At 73.6% G+C, this 15,743-nt stretch carries 16 protein-coding genes; 9 read left to right on the plus strand and 7 right to left on the minus strand.

Translation table 11 applies throughout. The features are described 5' to 3' along the window. Positions 1–133: 133 nt before the first annotated feature. Entirely contained in the window at positions 134–709 is a 576-nt protein-coding gene (locus ACIBCJ_RS21165) for a TerD family protein (RefSeq protein ID WP_133888889.1), read from the minus strand. A gap of 201 nt (positions 710–910) precedes the next feature. Here ACIBCJ_RS21165 and arfB point away from each other — a divergent pair, with 201 nt between their 5' ends. After that, the gene (gene arfB / locus ACIBCJ_RS21170; RefSeq protein ID WP_362101680.1) at positions 911–1,348 is read left to right on the plus strand and encodes an alternative ribosome rescue aminoacyl-tRNA hydrolase ArfB; all 438 of its coding nucleotides are present in this window, start codon (positions 911–913) and stop codon (positions 1,346–1,348) included. A 181-nt stretch (positions 1,349–1,529) separates the two neighbouring features. Here arfB and ACIBCJ_RS21175 read toward each other — a convergent pair whose 3' ends face one another. Continuing rightward, on the minus strand, positions 1,530–2,120 hold the full coding sequence (locus ACIBCJ_RS21175; RefSeq protein ID WP_393528964.1) for a flavin reductase family protein: 591 nt from the start codon (positions 2,118–2,120) through the stop codon (positions 1,530–1,532). A gap of 323 nt (positions 2,121–2,443) precedes the next feature. Between ACIBCJ_RS21175 and cdgB the strand changes: the two genes are divergently transcribed. Together cdgB and ACIBCJ_RS21185 are read left to right on the plus strand one after the other, a co-directional pair. Further along, the gene (gene cdgB, locus ACIBCJ_RS21180; RefSeq protein WP_362101677.1) at positions 2,444–4,108 is read left to right on the plus strand and encodes a diguanylate cyclase CdgB; all 1,665 of its coding nucleotides are present in this window, start codon (positions 2,444–2,446) and stop codon (positions 4,106–4,108) included. 121 nt (positions 4,109–4,229) lie between these two features. After that, positions 4,230–5,219, plus strand: a complete 990-nt coding sequence (locus ACIBCJ_RS21185) for a carbohydrate-binding protein (protein WP_362101674.1) — start codon at positions 4,230–4,232, stop codon at positions 5,217–5,219. A gap of 100 nt (positions 5,220–5,319) precedes the next feature. Here ACIBCJ_RS21185 and ACIBCJ_RS21190 read toward each other — a convergent pair whose 3' ends face one another. The 3 genes from ACIBCJ_RS21190 to ACIBCJ_RS21200 form a co-directional block, all read right to left on the minus strand. Then, the gene (locus ACIBCJ_RS21190) at positions 5,320–6,252 is read right to left on the minus strand and encodes a 1-phosphofructokinase family hexose kinase (protein ID WP_362101893.1); all 933 of its coding nucleotides are present in this window, start codon (positions 6,250–6,252) and stop codon (positions 5,320–5,322) included. 143 nt (positions 6,253–6,395) lie between these two features. After that, a complete protein-coding gene (gene nagA / locus ACIBCJ_RS21195; RefSeq protein WP_365980786.1) occupies positions 6,396–7,541 on the minus strand; it encodes an N-acetylglucosamine-6-phosphate deacetylase in 1,146 nt (381 codons plus the stop codon). Continuing rightward, positions 7,541–8,527: an ROK family protein gene (locus ACIBCJ_RS21200; RefSeq protein WP_365980784.1), complete on the minus strand. Its 987-nt coding sequence runs from the start codon at positions 8,525–8,527 to the stop codon at positions 7,541–7,543. Before ACIBCJ_RS21200 ends, nagA begins: the two co-directional genes overlap by 1 nt. Positions 8,528–8,751: 224 nt before the next feature. Here ACIBCJ_RS21200 and ACIBCJ_RS21205 point away from each other — a divergent pair, with 224 nt between their 5' ends. The 5 genes from ACIBCJ_RS21205 to ACIBCJ_RS21225 all read left to right on the plus strand — a co-directional run bounded on the left by ACIBCJ_RS21205 (position 8,752) and on the right by ACIBCJ_RS21225 (position 12,476). After that, on the plus strand, positions 8,752–9,969 hold the full coding sequence (locus ACIBCJ_RS21205) for an extracellular solute-binding protein (RefSeq protein ID WP_362101887.1): 1,218 nt from the start codon (positions 8,752–8,754) through the stop codon (positions 9,967–9,969). Positions 9,970–10,015: 46 nt separating this feature from the next. Next, entirely contained in the window at positions 10,016–10,249 is a 234-nt protein-coding gene (locus tag ACIBCJ_RS21210; protein ID WP_362101669.1) for a DUF3263 domain-containing protein, read from the plus strand. A 139-nt stretch (positions 10,250–10,388) separates the two neighbouring features. Then, complete coding sequence (locus ACIBCJ_RS21215; protein ID WP_362101666.1) at positions 10,389–10,838, plus strand: hypothetical protein; 450 nt, start codon at positions 10,389–10,391, stop codon at positions 10,836–10,838. Between the two features lie 316 nt (positions 10,839–11,154). Further along, positions 11,155–12,024, plus strand: coding sequence for a trehalose-phosphatase (gene otsB / locus ACIBCJ_RS21220; protein WP_365980782.1), 870 nt, complete (start codon positions 11,155–11,157; stop codon positions 12,022–12,024). Positions 12,025–12,167: 143 nt separating this feature from the next. Further along, positions 12,168–12,476 (plus strand): hypothetical protein, encoded by a 309-nt coding sequence (locus ACIBCJ_RS21225; protein ID WP_365980781.1) that lies wholly within the window; start codon positions 12,168–12,170, stop codon positions 12,474–12,476. Positions 12,477–12,490: 14 nt separating this feature from the next. On the opposite strand, the gene ACIBCJ_RS21230 is transcribed toward ACIBCJ_RS21225, so the two are convergent. Further along, entirely contained in the window at positions 12,491–13,894 is a 1,404-nt protein-coding gene (locus ACIBCJ_RS21230) for a trehalose-6-phosphate synthase (RefSeq protein ID WP_365980780.1), read from the minus strand. A gap of 146 nt (positions 13,895–14,040) precedes the next feature. Here ACIBCJ_RS21230 and ACIBCJ_RS21235 point away from each other — a divergent pair, with 146 nt between their 5' ends. Continuing rightward, positions 14,041–14,769: a hypothetical protein gene (locus tag ACIBCJ_RS21235; protein WP_365980779.1), complete on the plus strand. Its 729-nt coding sequence runs from the start codon at positions 14,041–14,043 to the stop codon at positions 14,767–14,769. A gap of 12 nt (positions 14,770–14,781) precedes the next feature. On the opposite strand, the gene ACIBCJ_RS21240 is transcribed toward ACIBCJ_RS21235, so the two are convergent. Beyond that, a complete protein-coding gene (locus tag ACIBCJ_RS21240; protein WP_362509936.1) occupies positions 14,782–15,726 on the minus strand; it encodes a glucosyl-3-phosphoglycerate synthase in 945 nt (314 codons plus the stop codon). Between the last annotated feature and the right edge of the window lie 17 nt (positions 15,727–15,743).

The following is a 15,743-nucleotide window of genomic DNA, read 5'->3' on the forward strand; positions in this document are numbered from 1 at the left end:
CCGCCCTGCTCACCGCACCGCATAGCCGTCCCGTCACCGCGTTCCGTGGCCCCGATCGTGCCGACGGGACGCGGAAGGCCCCCCGGCCGGACATCCGGGGGGCCTCCGCAAGGGACGGACGGGCGGGTGAACGTCAGACGTTCACGCCGAAGTCCTGGGCGATGCCCACCAGGCCCGAGGCGTAGCCCTGGCCGACGGCGCGGAACTTCCACTCGGCACCGTTGCGGTACAGCTCGCCGAAGACCATGGCGGTCTCGGTGGCCGCGTCCTCCGACAGGTCGTAGCGGGCGATCTCGGCACCGCCGGCCTGGTTGACGATGCGGATGTACGCGTTGCGCACCTGGCCGAAGTTCTGCGAGCGGTTCTCCGCGTCGTAGATCGAGACCGGGAAGACGATCTTCTCGATGTCGGCCGGCAGACCGGCCAGGTTGACGTTGATCGCCTCGTCGTCGCCGGCGCCCTCGCCGGTGCGGTTGTCACCGGTGTGGACGATGGTGTTGTCCGGGGTCTGCTTGTTGTTGAAGAAGACGAAGTGGGCGTCGGAGTAGACCTTGCCCTGCGTGTTGACCGCGATCGCGGAGGCGTCGAGGTCGAAGTCGGTGCCGGTGGTGGTGCGGACGTCCCAGCCGAGCCCCACGGTGACTTCGGTCAGGCCCGGAGCCTCCTTGGTGAGCGAGACGTTGCCACCCTTGGACAGGCTTACAGCCATTGTTGGGAGTCCCTTCCCTCGTTTACGTACGGCAAGAAAGCTACAGCTACCACCAAGAACGTCGAGGGGGGTCCACAAGGTTCCGCCTCTCTTTACTTTCTTTACCGAGGCGGCGGAGCCGGGACCCGTGGGCGGGCCCGGACACCGGGAGGTGCCGGGGCCGGGATATTGGGGTGACGTGGGCCGTCCGGGGGCGGGAACATGGAGGGCATGTCCGGTCCCCATGTCATCCGCGGCTCCGTCTCCCTGCCCGAGGCCGAGCTCGTCTGGCGTTTCTCGCGTTCCTCGGGGCCCGGCGGACAGCACGTCAACACCACGGACACCGCGGTGGAACTGCGGTTCGACCTGGCGCGGACCGAGGCCCTGCCCGAGGTGTGGAAGCAGCGGGCGCTGGAGCGGCTGGCCGGGCGCCTGACCGACGGCGTCGTCACCGTCCGCGCCTCCGAGCACCGCTCCCAGTGGCGCAACCGCGAGACCGCCGCCGTACGCCTCGCCGCCCTGCTCGCCGAGGCCACCGCGCCCCCGCCCCGGCCCCGCAGGCCGACCCGCGTCCCGCGCGGCATCAACGAGCGTCGGCTGCGGAAGAAGAAGGAGCGCTCCCAGACCAAGCGCGGCCGCTCCCCGAAGAACTGGGACTGAGACCCGGTCGGGCCGGGGCGCGGGACGCTGTCCGGCCGGCACCTCCTGGTCCGGGCGCGCCCGGATGCCGAGGGCGGCGGCGAGGTTCGCGGAAGTGATCGGTTGCGGTCGGAGCCGTGGCCGGTCGTGTCGGGCGCGCTCCGGGCCGGCGCGCCCGCCCCTCGGACGAGCCGATGTCCGGTCAGCCCAGCTGCCGGTAGCGCCCCCGGAAGTACGCCAGCGGTCCTCCGTCCGCGCTCGGCAGTGCGGCGGTCAGGACCCGGCCGATCACCAGGGTGTGGTCCCCGGCCGGCACCCGCTGCTCGGTGCGGCACTCCAGCGTCGCGAGGGCGCCGCCCGCCAGGGGCGCCCCGGTCGCCCCGCCCCGCGTGTACGGGATGTCCGCGAACAGCAGGCGGTCGCTGACGCGGCCCTTCATCGCGAAGCGGCCCGCGATGTGCCGCTGGCTCTCGGCGAGGACGGAGACGGCCCACAGGGGCTGCTCGTCCAGCAGGTCGTCCATGCGGGAGCCCTCGCGCAGGCTGACCAGGACCAGCGGCGGGTCCAGGGACACCGACATGAAGGCGGTGGCCGTCATGCCGACGTCCTCGCCGCGCGGGGCCAGCGGGTCGTCGGGGTCCAGCGGCGGCTCCTGCGCGGTCACCAGGACCACGCCCGAGGCCAGCCGGGACATGGCGGCACGGAACTCCTCGTTGCTCACCCCCTCAGCATGCCCGGAGGCGGGCGACGGGAACGGGGACGCAAGGGGCGTGAGAGACGCGGTATTCGGCACTCCGCCACGCTAATCTCCGGGAGATCGGCGGGACATCGGGCCCCGGTCCGAAACAGGACCTAGGACCACAGAAGGAGTCGCGCGGAGATGTGCGCATACCTACAAACTTTGCGTTCGGTAAACGCACAGAGAAAACGCGGAAACCCCACTCAATTGTTCATGTTTCGCTGTGACTTGAGTCACAAGAAGCGGTAATTGTTGACCCTGTGTACCGAGTGGGGAGCGCGCTGTGATTCAGTGGCGGGGAACCTGCAAGGGCACCGTCGGTAAAGGTGCCGAAGAGCACCCTTGATTCACTGCGAGGTCTCGGGGGGAGGGCGAGCATGGAGACCGACTCTGAGCCCTATGTCCGCCTGGCCTCCCTGCGGCAGCTGCACCAGGCCATGGCCGACATGAACAAGGCCCGCAGCCTGGCCGACACCCTGCAGGCCGTCGCCGACGGCGTCGTGCAGGCCCTCGGCTACGAGCTGGCGTGCGTCAACCTGGTCGGCCCCGACGGCGATCTCGTCGTCGCCGCCTTCGCCGGCAACCAGGCCGCCGAGGCGCTCATCACCGGCCGCTCGGGCTCCCGCGCGTCCTGGGACCGGCGCCTGAACATGGGCGAGCAGTGGGGCGACCTGATCTTCATACCCCACACCGAGGGCTGGGTCCTCGACGACGACGACGTCCCGCAGTGGTACACCGACGGGCCCGCGCCCCGCTTCGAGGACGAGTGGCACCCCTCGGACCGGCTCTTCGCCCCGATGTACGCGCCGGGCCCGCTGGGCGGCGGCAACAGCGGGGAGCTGATCGGCGTCCTGTCCGTGGACCGGCCGCGCAACGGCCGCCGACCCGGCGCCTGGGGCCGCGAGGCGCTGCAGATGTACGCCTTCCAGGCCGCCATCGCGATCAGCAACGCCCGCCTCCGCTCCAACATGCAGCGCGCCCTGGTCCGCCTGGAGCGCGACCAGCAGGCGCTCAGGGCCAGCGAGGAGAGCTTCCGGCAGGCCTTCGAGTACGCCCCCTCCGGCATGGCCATCGCCGAGATGGGCGGCGACCAGCACGGACGCATCCTGCGCACCAACGACGCGCTGTGCCGCCTGCTGGGCCGCCGCGCCTCCGCGATGCGCCGCTACGCCTTCTCCGACCTGGTCCACCCCGAGGACATCGGCACCCTGCTGCGCACCTCCGCCGAGGGCGGCCGGGCCGAGCTGCGCCTGGGCCGCCGCGACGGCACCTACGTCTGGGTCTCGCTGCGCAACAGCGTCGTCGCCGACGCCGCCGACGGGCCGCGCTTCCTGCTCACCCACGTCGAGGACATCGAGGAGCGCAAGCGCCGCGAGCTCCAGCTCGCCCACCGCGCCTCCCACGACTCCCTCACCGGCCTGCCGAACAGCGCCGAGCTGCGCTCCCGCCTCGCCGCCCGGCTGTGCCAGCGCCCGCAGTCCTCGCACGCGGCCGTGGCCGACGCCATGGACGCCGCCTACGGGCACTCCGCCGTGTTCGACTCCGGCGGCCACACCTTCGACTTCGGCGCCGCCGCCGAGCCGTACGGCGCCTTCGACCACCACGTGCACGCCGTGGCACCCGAGGACGGCCGCGACGACGGCACCAAGGGGCTCGCCGTCCTCTTCTGCGACCTGGACGGCTTCAAGTCGATCAACGACCGGTTCGGTCACAACGCGGGCGACGCCGTGCTCATCGAGGTCGCCCGGCGGCTCAGCGGCGGCGTCCGCGACGGCGACACCGTGGCCCGGCTCGGCGGCGACGAGTTCGTGATCCTCGCCAACGGGCTCGGCCGGGCCGACGCCCAGGACCTCGCCGTACGGCTGCGGGGCGAGATCATCCAGCCGATCAGGGCCGAGGGCCGGGCCGTCCGGGTGGGCGCCAGTTTCGGCATCGGCTGGGCCCACTGCGGCATGACGGCGGACGAGGTGCTGAAGTCGGCTGACGAGCGGATGTACGTCGAGAAACGATCTCGTCCCAAACAACATCGTCGGGCCGGATGAACCGCAGGTCAGTGCGCTGATGCGGTGTGAGTCACCCGTTTGGGGCAGCGGGAGCGGGTAGGCTCGCTCTCTCACACACCCATACCGCACCACGCAACGCATCTGGTTAGGAGACCTAGGGATGACGCCCGGCAACAACGGCGCGAGCACGCCCGAGGACGACGACCCCTTCGGCTACCTCTACGCCGACGGGCAGGCCAACGGGGCCCAGCCGCCGTCCGGTGGCTACGGCTACCCGAACTCGGTCAACCGGGTGCGTCCCGTCGGCACACGGCAGTACGGCGCACCGCAGGCCCAGGGCACGCAGACCGCCGCCTACGGCCAGGCCGCCCCGCCCCAGCAGGGCGCCTACGGCCAGCCGCAGGGCGCGTACGGGCAGCCGAACGCGCACTACGCGGCCCCGGAGACCCTCCCCGGCGGGGGCGGCGGCGCCGCGGGCCCGCAGCAGCCGTCCGGGCACGGCGGGGGCGGCGGGCGTCGCGGCCCCAACACCAAGGGCCTGCTGATCGGCGCGGTGGCGGTCGTCGCCGCCGTGGTCATCGGCATCGCCGTGGCCATGACGAGCAGCGGCACCGACGACGACAAGGGCGGCGACGAGGCGGGCGGCGACACCACCCCCACCCAGTCCCAGAGCAGCGAGCCGAGCCCGTCGGCGAGCGACGGCGGCGACGACGAGGTCGAGCTGCCCTCCGTCGAGGCGAAGGCCATGCGGCTGGGCGGCCCGGCCTCCCTCGCCTCGGACGTCGAGGGCGCCCAGTCGGACGGCGGCGTCTACGTGGCCAACCTGAACCAGCCGGGCGCCTCCGTCACCTGGACGGTCAACGGCATCCCCGAGGACGGCCTGTACACCCTGTTCACCACGTACAGCGCGGCCGGCGAGGACCAGTCGATGACCCTGACGGTCAACGGCAAGGAGTTCGGCAGCAAGCTCAACCTCGGCAACTTCGCGCACGCCGAGGACGGCGACTTCGCCAAGGGCTGGACCAAGACCTACGCCTGGCCGACCCTCAACAAGGGCACCAACACCGTCACGCTGTCCTGCGCCGACGGCGACAAGTGCAACGTCCTGCTGGACCAGTTCTCCCTGAAGAAGGGCCAGGTCAAGGACTAGGACCGGCCCGGCCTGCGAGTCCGGCCGGGCAGCCGGTCCCGGCCGGTCGGTCGATCCCGGCCGGTCGGTCGATCCCGGCGGGACAGGCGGTCCCGGCGGGTCAGGCCGCGCCCGCCTCCGCCGTCACCGCGACCCCGCGCCCGAGCAGCTCCTCGTACGCCGCCCGGTCGAACTCGCCCGCCACCGGCGCCAGCACCGTCGCCGCCGACAGGGCCACCGCCCGGGCCAGCGTCTGCGGCCAGGGCAGGTGCTCCACCAGACCGGAGAGCAGGCCCGCCACCGCGGAGTCGCCCGCGCCGGTCGGGTTGCCGCGGACGTGGGCCGGCGGGGCGGCGCGCCAGCGGCCCTCCGGGGTCACCGCGAGCAGCCCCTCCGCGCCGAGCGAGGCGACCACCGAGCGGGCACCGCGGCGCCGGGCGGCCTGCGCGGCCCGCTGCGGTTCGTGCGTGCCGGTCAGCTCGGCCAGCTCGTCGGCGTTCGGCTTGATCAGGTCCGGGCGGGCGGCCAGGCCCCGCCGCAGCGGCTCCCCGCTGGTGTCGAGCAGCACCGGCACGCCCGCGGAGCGCGCGGTGCGCACCAGCCCGGCGTAGGCGCCCACCGGGACCCCCGGCGGCAGGCTGCCGCACAGGGCCACCGCGGCGGCGCCGGTCAGCAGGTCCGCGTACGCCTCCTGGAATGCGGACCACTCGGCGGGCGCCACGGCCGGGCCCGGCTCGTTGAGCTGGGTGGTGTCGCCGGTGCGCTCGTCGACGACGGCGACGGTCCGCCGGGTCGCGCCCGCGACCGGCACGAGCGCGTCGCTCACCCCGGGCACCCCGGCCAGCCGCTCGCTGACGACGTCCCCGGTGGTGCCGCCCGCGAAGCCGGTGACGGTCACCTCGTGCCCGAGGGCCGCCAGCACCCGGGCCACGTTCAGCCCCTTGCCGCCGGGCCGCTCGGTCACCTCGGTCACCCGGTGGGAGGCGTGCGGCCTGAAGCCCTGGACGCGGTAGGTGATGTCGAGCGCGGTGTTGAGAGTGACGGTGAGGATCACCGTGCCGACCTCCCCCGATCGTCTGCGGCTGGATGTGTCCGCGGAGCCGTGCTCCACGACACGATCATGCCAAACGGGCGGCGGTCGGCCCAGCCCCCGGAGCGGTCGTCACCGGCCCGCCCCGGGGTGGAGTCGGGGACGGATCAGCCCAGTTGGGGATCGACCACCCATTCGCCCCGGCGCATCACGCCCACCAGGTCGAAGGTGTCGTCCAGAACCACCAGGTCGGCGTCCTTGCCGGGCTCCAGGGAGCCGATCCGGTCGTCCAGGCCCAGCAGCCGCGCCGGGTTGGCCGAGATCGCCGCGACGACGTCCCCGACGGGCAGCCGGTCGACGGTCACCGCCCGCTTGAACGCGCGGTCCAGGGTGAGCGTCGAGCCCGCGATCGAGCCGCCCTCCACCAGCCGGGCCACGCCGTCGGCGACCTCGACCTCCAGCGGGCCGAGCAGATAGCGGCCGTCGCCGAAGCCGGCCGCGTCCATCGCGTCGGTGATGAACGCGACCCGGGAGGCACCCGCGTGGTGGAAGGCCAGTTGCAGCGCGGCCGGGTGCAGGTGCGTGCCGTCGTTGATCAGCTCGACGGTGATCCGCTCGTCCTCCAGCAGCGCCGTGATCGGTCCCGGGGCGCGGTGGCCGACCGGGGGCATCGCGTTGAAGAGGTGGGTGGCGACGGTGGCGCCCGCGTCGATGGCCCGCACGGTCTGCTCGTAGGTGGCGTCGGTGTGCCCGACGGCCGCGATCACGCCGTGCTCGACGAGCAGCCGTACGGAGTCCAGGCCGCCCGGCAGCTCGGTCGCCAGCGTCATCATCTTCGCGTGCCCGTGCGCCGCGTCGACCAGCTTGCGCACCTCGGCCGGGTCCGGGTCGCGCAGCAGCTGCTCGTCGTGGGCGCCCTTGCGGCAGGGGGAGATGAACGGCCCCTCGAAGTGGATGCCAACGATGTCGCCCTGCTGCGCGAGCTCGGCCAGCATCCCGGCGTGCCGGGCGAGGAAGTCCAGGTCACCGGTGACGGCGGAGGCCACCACCGTGGTGGTGCCGTGCCTGCGGTGGGTCTCGACGCCCTTGAGGACCTCCTCGGCGGTGCCGCCGGCGAAGGAGGCGCCGCCGCCCCCGTGGTTGTGGATGTCGACGAACCCGGGGACCACCCAGTGCCCCGACAGGTCGACGACCTGGGCCTGCGGGGGAGCCGTGTCCACGATCCGCGTGCCGTCGACGATCACGCGGCCGTCGTCCACGGTCCCGGTGGGAAGTACCACCCGGGCACCGGCGAGAACCTTGCTTGGGGCCATCAGGTGGTTACCTCCGGGGGAGTCGCGGTCGTGGAAGTCGTGGCGGTGGTGCCGGGCGCCGTCGCGGCGGCGGCGAGCAGGTCCCAGGCCATCAGCCCGGCACCCAGGCAGCCGGCGGTGTCCCCGAGTGCGGCGGGGACGATCTCCGGCAGCTTCTGGAAGGTGACGCGCCGCCGGACGGCGTCCCGCAGCGGTGTGAACAAGGTTTCCCCCGCCTCGGCGAGGCCGCCACCGATGATCAGGACCCGCGGGTCCAGCAGAGTGAGCGCGGCGACCAGCCCGTCGGCGAGCGCGTCCACCGCGTCCTGCCACACGGCGAGCGCACGGGCGTCGCCCGACTCGACGGCCTTGGCGCAGTCGGCGGCGTCCGCCGCCGGGTCGCCGCAGGCCTGGGCCCACGCCTGGCTGACCGCCGACGCGGAGGCGAACCGCTCGAGGCAGCCGCGCTGCCCGCACGGACAGGCGATGCCGCCGGGGCGCACGACGACGTGGCCGATCTCGCCCGCGAAGCCGTGGGCGCCCGCCTCGACGCGTCCGTCGATGCCGATGGCGCCCGCGATCCCGGTGCCCAGCGGTACGAACAGGAACCGGTCGGCGCCCCGGCCGGCACCGATCCGGCCCTCGGCGAGCCCGCCGGTGCGCACGTCGTGGCCGAGGGCGACCGGAACGGAGCCGAGCCGTTCAGTGAGCAGCGCCCGCAGCGGTACGTCGCGCCAGCCGAGGTTGGCCGCGTACACGGCGACGCCCTGCTCGGCGTCGACGATGCCGGGCACGGCGACACCGGCGGCGCGGGCCGGCTCGCCGAAGCGGTCGGCGCCGTAGGCCCGCAGTTCGGCGGCGAAGTCGAGGATGCCCGCGACGACCGCCTCGGGGCCCCGCTCGCGGCCGGTGGCCCGGCGCGCCTGGTGCAGCAGCTCGCCCCCCGGCCCCGCCAGGGCGGCCTTCATCCCGGTGCCGCCCACATCGAGGGCGATGACATGTCTCACGGGGACAGTGTGGCCCGTCTACCCGGGAGAGGTCTAGTCCACTTACGTGGTGTAGACCTTAATCCGGTAAGCGAACGCGCGAACGAGCAGAGAACAACGCGGGTGTACGACGCGGGGGACGACGCGAGTGGACGGCGCGCGGTGAACGACGAGTCGTCGGCAGGGTTGGGGAACAGGTGCAGCGGCGTAGGACAGGAACGATCGCGGTGGTGTCCGCACTGGGCATGACGGCGGTCCTCGGCGGCTGCGGCCTCACCGGCGACTCCGGAGAGGTGACGCTGAAACTCGTCGCCGCCGACTACGGCGACAGCAAGGACAACAGCTCCCAGAAGTACTGGGACGAGCTGGTGAAGTCCTACGAGGCCAAGAACCCCGACGTGCACGTGGACGTCACCGTCCACTCCTGGAGCGACGTGGACCGCGAGGTCCGCGAGCTGGTCGAGGCCGGCAAGGCCCCCGACATGGCGCAGATCGGCGCCTACTCCGACTACGCGGACCAGGACCTGCTCTACCGGGCCGACGATGTGCTCTCCATCCCGGTCCAGGCCGACTTCGTCTCCCAGCTGGCCGGGGCCGGCCAGGTCAACGGCGTGCAGTACGGCCTGCCCTTCGCCGCCTCCACCCGGGTGCTCTTCTACAACAAGACCCTCTTCGCCCGGGCCGGCGTCACCCCGCCCACGTCCTGGGACGACCTCGCCGAGGCCGCCGAGGCGCTCAAGGAGAAGGGCGTGAAGTACCCGTACGCCCTGCCGCTGGGCGCCGAGGAGGCGCAGGCCGAGACGATGCAGTGGATGCTCAGCGGGGGCGGCGGCTACACCGACGACGTCGGCACCTACTCCGTCGACTCCCCGCAGAACGTCACCACCTTCACCTGGCTGCGCGACGAACTGGTCGCCAAGGGCCTGACCGGCCCGGTCGCCCCCGGCAAGCTCGACCGCGCCGACGCCTTCGCCGCCTTCGCGAACGGGGACGTCGGCATGCTCAACGGGCACCCCTCGCTGATGAAAATGGCGTCCGGCAAGGGCGTGAAGTACGGCATGGTGACCACCCCCGGCGCCGACGGCGAGAGCGAGAACACCCTCGGTGTCACCGACTGGATGACGGCCTTCAAGAAGAACGGCCACCAGAAGGAGATCGGCGAGTTCCTCGACTTCGTCTACAGCGAGGAGAACGTCGTCGACTTCTCCCGCGAGTACGACCTGCTGCCGGTCACCACCTCGGCGTCGCGGACCATGAGCGGCGCGGCGGAGGACGAGAAGCTCAAGCCGTTCCTCGACGAGCTGCTGCTCTCCGAGCTGTACCCGGTGGGCAAGACCTCCTGGGCCTCGGTCAGCGCGGACGTCAAGAAGCGCATCGGCCAGGCGGTCGCCCCCGGGGGCAGCCCCAAGGACGTCCTCGCCCAGATCCAGCTGACGGCGATGCGGGCGGGCAGCGGGGAGTAGCCGCGGGGCGGGCGCGCTGTCGGTGGCGGGCGTTACGGTGCCCTACATGGACCTGGGAGAGCTGGCCGAGCGGGAGCTGGGCATCCTCGCACTGGAGCGCCGGAGCTTCTCCGGCCCCGGCGCCAAGGAGCGTGCCGTCCGCGAGGAGCTGGGCCTGGCCCCCGTCCGCTACTACCAGCTCCTCAACGCCCTCCTGGACGACCCCCGCGCCCTCGCCGCCGACCCGGTGACGGTCAACCGCCTGCGCCGGGTACGCGAGTCGCGCCGCGCCGAGCGCTAGACCGCCCGCGCATCCCGTTCGCCGGAGAACCATGACGTCCCGTACAGGCGTCCGAGCAGGTGCAGGGTCACCCGCCGGGGAGGACGCGCTCTTCCTCGGCGTGATCCGCTTGTCCGCACCACGACCACGAAGAGGGTTCATGCAGCGCACCACCTCAACCGCCTCCGCCGGCCTGCGTTCCCGACTGCGCCGCCGCAGCACCGCCGCTCTCGTCGGCGCCGTCGCCGCGGCCGGTCTGACCACGGTCACCGCGACGCCCGCCAGCGCGGCCGGGGCGCCGACCGGGATCAACTGGGACCACGTCTGGAACGGCACGGGCGTCCGGGTCTACGTCGAGGAGTACGGGGACATCATCTCCGTCTGCGACACGTCGGCGAACGGCCATTCCGCGTTCGTCACGGTCGACGACTGGGACCTGAACATCAGCCACTACAAGGCCACCGTCAGCACCGGCAAGGGCACGTGCGTCACGCACCGGGCCAGCCAGGGCGGCCGGTACAACCTGCACGAGCACAGCAACATAGGCCTCACCTTCGAGGGCAAGGGCGGCCAGGGCTCCTACGCGGTGAACTTCGTCAACGACCACTGAGTCCCTCCCCGCCTGAGCCCCTCCCCGCCTGCGGGCAGCGCCCGCTGCCGGCAGGCGGGCCGCGGGTTCGGGCAGGCGCGGCCCCGGTCTCCTTCCGTGCCGGTTCGGGCGGGCGCGGCCCCGGTTCCTTACGCGCCGGTTCGGGCGGACGTGGCTTCGGTTCCTTCCGTGCCGACTCCCTCCCGCCCGGCGGCGGCTCCGGTTTCCGAGGTGCCGCCTCCGGGCGGGCGCGGCCCGGACTCCCGCCCCGCCGATTCCCGCGGGCGCGGACCGCGGGGGAGGCGTGCGCCCGGCCCGTGCGGGATAGGTTCGCGGTATGGGCAGCCACCAGGACTCCACCCGAGCCGACTCCCCGCACTCCCTGCCGACGCCCGCGACCGCGGCCGGCCGCGAAGGGCTCGACGCCCTCCTCGCGCACCCGGGCCGCGCGGTGGTCGCGCTCGACTTCGACGGCACGCTCGCCCCGATCGTGCCCGACCCCGACCAGGCCCGCGCCCACCCGGACGCCGTACCGGCGCTCGCGGCCCTGGCGCCGAAGGTCGCCTCGATCGCGGTGATCACCGGCCGCCCCGCCGAGGTCGCGGTCGGCCACGGCGGTTTCGCCGGCGTGCCCGGCCTCGACCGCCTCGTCGTCCTCGGCCACTACGGCGCCGAGCGCTGGGACGCCGCCACCGGCACCCTCACCACGCCCGAGCCGCACCCCGGCGTCGCCGCCGTCCGCGCCGAGCTGCCGGGGCTGCTGGAGCGGTCCGGGGCGGCGGAGGGCACCTGGACGGAGGACAAGGGCCACGCGGTCGCCGTCCACACCCGCCGCGCCCCCGACCCGGGGGCCGCCTTCGACGCCCTCCGCGCCCCCCTCACCGACCTGGCCTCCCGCCACGGCCTGATCGTCGAACCCGGCCGCATGGTCCTGGAGCTGCGCCCGCCCGGCATGGACAAGGGCGCCGCCCTCAGGTCGTACGTCCACTCCCTCGGCGCCGCCTCCGTCCTCTTCGCCGGGGACGACCTCGGCGACCTCCCGGCCTACGCGGCCGTCGACACCCTCCGCGCCGAAGGCACCCCGGGGCTCCTGGTCTGCAGCGGCAGCGACGAGGTGACGGAACTGCGCAAGCGCGCGGACGTCGAGGTGCCCGGTCCGGCCGGAGTGGTGACCCTCCTGGCGGCTCTCGCGCGCCGGCTGGCCTGAGACAACGTCACAGCCGTTTCCCCCGCCCGTCACAGGCGGGTCCGGACGCCGGTGACGGGACAACCCGGTCCGCGGCCCCCGGCTCTTGCACGCCGTGGAGCCTGTTCACCGAGGCCCAGGCCCAGGACCGTGGAGGAACCGCCATGACCGCTCGGAAGACCCCGATGCTCGCCCTCTCCACCGTCGCCCTCGGCCTGGCGCTCACCGCCTGCGGCACCGGCCAGGACGGCGGCGGCCCCTACGACGCCCTGGCCTCCGGCTCACCCACCGCCACCGCGACCCCCCAGGCCGACAAGGGCACCGCCACCGGCGGCACGCCGTCCGACGCTCCTAAGGGTGACGGCGCGAAGTGCACGGACCGGCGGAACTACGCGGGCGACCCGCGTTCCAACGCGGAGATCAACTCGATCGGCGCGGACACCGGCACCTGCCCGCCGGTCCGGGCCGGGTAGTCCGCGCCCGCCCGTCAGCCCCGCAACGCGTCCAGCTGCTCCAGGAACCACCGCGCCGGGGGCAGCGCGGTGCCGGCGGCCGCCAGCCGCTTCGACCGCTCGGCCCGCTCCCCGGCCGGCAGGCCGAGCGCCCGGTGCAGCGCGTCGGCGGTTCCCACCACGTCGTACGGGTTCACCACCACCGCGTCCTCGCCCAGCTCCTCGTACGCCCCCGCCTCCCGCGACAGCACCAGCGCACACCCCATGTCGGAGACCACCGGCACCTCCTTCGCGACCAGGTTCATCCCGTCCCGCACGGGGTTGACGAGCGCCACGTCCGCCAGCCGGTAGGCGGCCAGCGACCGCGCGAAGTCGTCCTTCAGGTTCAGCACCACCGGCGACCACCCCGGCGTGCCGAACTCCTCGTTGATCGCCTCCGCGACCCGCCGCACCTCGGCCGTGTAGTCCCGGTACACGGCGAGATCCTGCCGCGAGGGGTAGGCGAAGGCGACGTGCACGACCCGCTCGCGCCACTCGGGCCGGCCCGCCAGCAGCTCCCGGTACGCCAGCAGTCCCCGCACGATGTTCTTGGACAGCTCGGTCCGGTCCACCCGCACGACGGTGCGGCGCGGGCTCCCGTCCGGCGCCGTGCCGATCTCCTCCCGCAGCGCCGCCATCCGCTCCTCGACGTCGGCCTCGTGCGAGCGCCCCCGCAGGAAGTCCCCGTCGGCGCCGAGCCCGTGCACGCCGATCTCCGTACCGCCGAGCCCGCCCACCACGGCGTCGCAGCAGGCGGTGAACGCGTCGGCCCAGCGCCGGGTGAGGAACCCGAGCCGGTCGGCGCCCAGCATCCCGCGCAGCACCTGCTCGGCGATGTCGTCCGGCAGCAGCCGGAAGTAGTCGACCGGCGCCCACGGCGTGTGCGAGAAGTGGCCGATCCTGAGGTCGGGGCGCAGCTCGCGCAGCATTCCCGGCACCAGCGTCAGGTGGTAGTCCTGCACGATCGCGACCGCGCCCTCGGCCGCCTCCTCGGCCAGCGCCTCGGCGAAGGCCCGGTTGTACGCCTCGTAAGAGGCCCACTGCCGCCGGAACTCTGCGTCGAAGACCGGCTCCAGGGGCGTCTGGTAGAGCATGTGGTGCACGAACCACAGCACCGAGTTGGCGATCCCGTTGTACGCGTCCGCGTGCACGTCGGCCGGCACGTCCAGCATCCGTACGCCGTCCTCGCCGACCCCGCGCCGCACCGCCTCGCGGTCGCCGTCGCCGAGCGCCGAGCACACCCACAGCGCGCCGGCGTCCGGCCCGATGGCCGAGAGCCCCGAGACCAGACCGCCACCGCCCCGTTTGGCGTGCAGCGACCCGTCCTCCCGCACCTCGTACGAAACCGGTCCCCGATTGGACGCGACCAGCACCTGAGCAGCACCGAAGCTTGAAGCCATACGTCTCAACCTAGCCCGGCCCCTCAGACCTCAAACGTGCGCAGGCGTCCCCTCGGCTGCGATTCGGTCACACGGCTTGTGCAGGAAGTGTGAACGGGCCGAGGATATGCGGTGCACATTTCAACTATCTGGGGGGTGGGCGAAGCATGCCCATACGTACGCGGCACCCGCGCACCGGCAGACTCGCCGGCACGGCCGCGCTGATCGCGGCCGGCGCCCTGGCCCTGGCGGGCTGCGGCGACGGGGACACGGGCACGAGGGCGGACGAGGCGGCCGCGGCGGCCACGCAGACCGCGACCGGCACGGCGGCGCCGGGCGACAGCCCCACCCCCGAGGCGTCCCCCGCCACCGGGACCCCGACGCCGACGCCCACCCCCACGCCCACCCCCGTCACGCTGCCGGACCTCACCGGCGGCAGCATCGCGGCGGCCGTCCGCGCCGCCGAGCAGGCGGACGTCGGCTACACCGTGCTCCTCCAGGGCACCGGGCAGCGGGCCTCCTCCTGGGGCAGCGGCGAGAAGGTCTGCGAGCAGAGCGGCGGATCCGGCGCCGTGACCTTCACCGTCCCCCGCGACGGCCGCGACTGCGCCGGGCGCCCGCTGCACACGCCGAAGCCGACCCCGAAGCCGTCGAAGACACGGGACGCCGGCACGGGCGGAACCGGCGGCGGCACGGGCGGCACCGGGGGCGGCGGTACCGGCGGCGGCTCCGGCGCCTGCGAGCTGAAGAGCCCCGCGGGCAACTGCTACGCCGACGGCCAGTTCTGCGCGAACAAGCACCACGGCCTGAGCACCCACGGCCGGGGCGGCGAGTACCTGACCTGCGAGCAGGACGCGGCGGGCCGCTGGCGCTGGTCGGACGGCGTCCCGGGCTGAGCCCCCTGAGGCCTACGCCACCCTCCGGGCCGCGTACTCCGCGATGTCCGTCATCGGGGGCCGTTCCTCGGTGTCCACGGCGTGGGTGCGCGGCTCGAAGCCGTCGGCGCCCCGCTCGAACTGGGTGAGGGCCGGGCGGAGCAGGTGGCCGCGGGCCAGCCGGAGCTGGGCGGTGCGGTAGATCGCGGCGGCCATCCGGCCCAGCGCCCGGCCGTCCTGGTGGCGGTGGACGCGCACCCCGACGTCGACCTGCGCGAGCGCGTCCAGGCCCACCAGGTGCAACGCGTCGACCAGCATGCCCAGTTCGACGCCGTAGCCGACCGGGAAGGGGAGCCGTTCCAGCAGCGAGCGGCGGGCCGCGTACTCGCCGCCCAGCGGCTGGACGAAGCCGGCCAGCTGCGGCCAGTGCATGTTGAGCAGCGGGCGGGCCATCAGCTCCGTGACCCGGCCCCCCTGCCCGGGGGCGGCGCCGAGCGGACGGTCGTACATGGCCTTGACGAGGTGCACGTCGGGGTCGGTCAGCAGCGGGCCCACGATCCCGGAGACGAAGTCGGCGGAGAACTCGCGCAGGTCGGCGTCGACGAAGCAGACGATGTCCCCGCCGGTGACCAGCAGCGAGCGCCACAGCACCTCGCCCTTGCCCGGCACGGCGGGGATGCGGGGCAGGATCGCGTCGCGGTGCACGACGCGCGCACCGGCCGCCGCGGCCACCTCCGAGGTGCGGTCGCTCGACCCGGAGTCCACGACCACGACCTCGTCGACGAGCGGAACCCGGCCCATCAACTCCCGCCGGATCACCGTGACGATGTCGCCGACCGTGGCCTCCTCGTCCAGCGCGGGAAGCACCACGCTGACCGACTGCCCGGTGGCACGCTTGGCGGACAGGAGCTGCTGGACCGGCCGGTCCGCGGCGCGCCAGGAGCGTGCGGCCAGCCAGCGCTCGACTTCTTCCAGCACGTCCGGTGGCTCCTCTG

Source organism: Streptomyces sp. NPDC051136, assembly GCF_044455745.1.
In the GTDB taxonomy this organism is placed as follows: domain Bacteria; phylum Actinomycetota; class Actinomycetes; order Streptomycetales; family Streptomycetaceae; genus Streptomyces.

Coding starts and splice junctions, on each gene's coding strand:
- otsB (WP_365980782.1), top strand. CDS start 11,155: ATGGGCAGCCACCAGGACTCCACCCGAGCCGACTCCCCGCACTCCCTG.
- ACIBCJ_RS21210 (WP_362101669.1), top strand. CDS start 10,016: ATGGACCTGGGAGAGCTGGCCGAGCGGGAGCTGGGCATCCTCGCACTG.
- ACIBCJ_RS21205 (WP_362101887.1), top strand. CDS start 8,752: ATGACGGCGGTCCTCGGCGGCTGCGGCCTCACCGGCGACTCCGGAGAG.
- ACIBCJ_RS21235 (WP_365980779.1), top strand. CDS start 14,041: ATGCCCATACGTACGCGGCACCCGCGCACCGGCAGACTCGCCGGCACG.
- cdgB (WP_362101677.1), top strand. CDS start 2,444: ATGGAGACCGACTCTGAGCCCTATGTCCGCCTGGCCTCCCTGCGGCAG.
- ACIBCJ_RS21165 (WP_133888889.1), bottom strand. CDS start 709: ATGGCTGTAAGCCTGTCCAAGGGTGGCAACGTCTCGCTCACCAAGGAG.
- arfB (WP_362101680.1), top strand. CDS start 911: ATGGAGGGCATGTCCGGTCCCCATGTCATCCGCGGCTCCGTCTCCCTG.
- ACIBCJ_RS21230 (WP_365980780.1), bottom strand. CDS start 13,894: ATGGCTTCAAGCTTCGGTGCTGCTCAGGTGCTGGTCGCGTCCAATCGG.
- ACIBCJ_RS21215 (WP_362101666.1), top strand. CDS start 10,389: ATGCAGCGCACCACCTCAACCGCCTCCGCCGGCCTGCGTTCCCGACTG.
- ACIBCJ_RS21225 (WP_365980781.1), top strand. CDS start 12,168: ATGACCGCTCGGAAGACCCCGATGCTCGCCCTCTCCACCGTCGCCCTC.
- ACIBCJ_RS21185 (WP_362101674.1), top strand. CDS start 4,230: ATGACGCCCGGCAACAACGGCGCGAGCACGCCCGAGGACGACGACCCC.
- nagA (WP_365980786.1), bottom strand. CDS start 7,541: ATGGCCCCAAGCAAGGTTCTCGCCGGTGCCCGGGTGGTACTTCCCACC.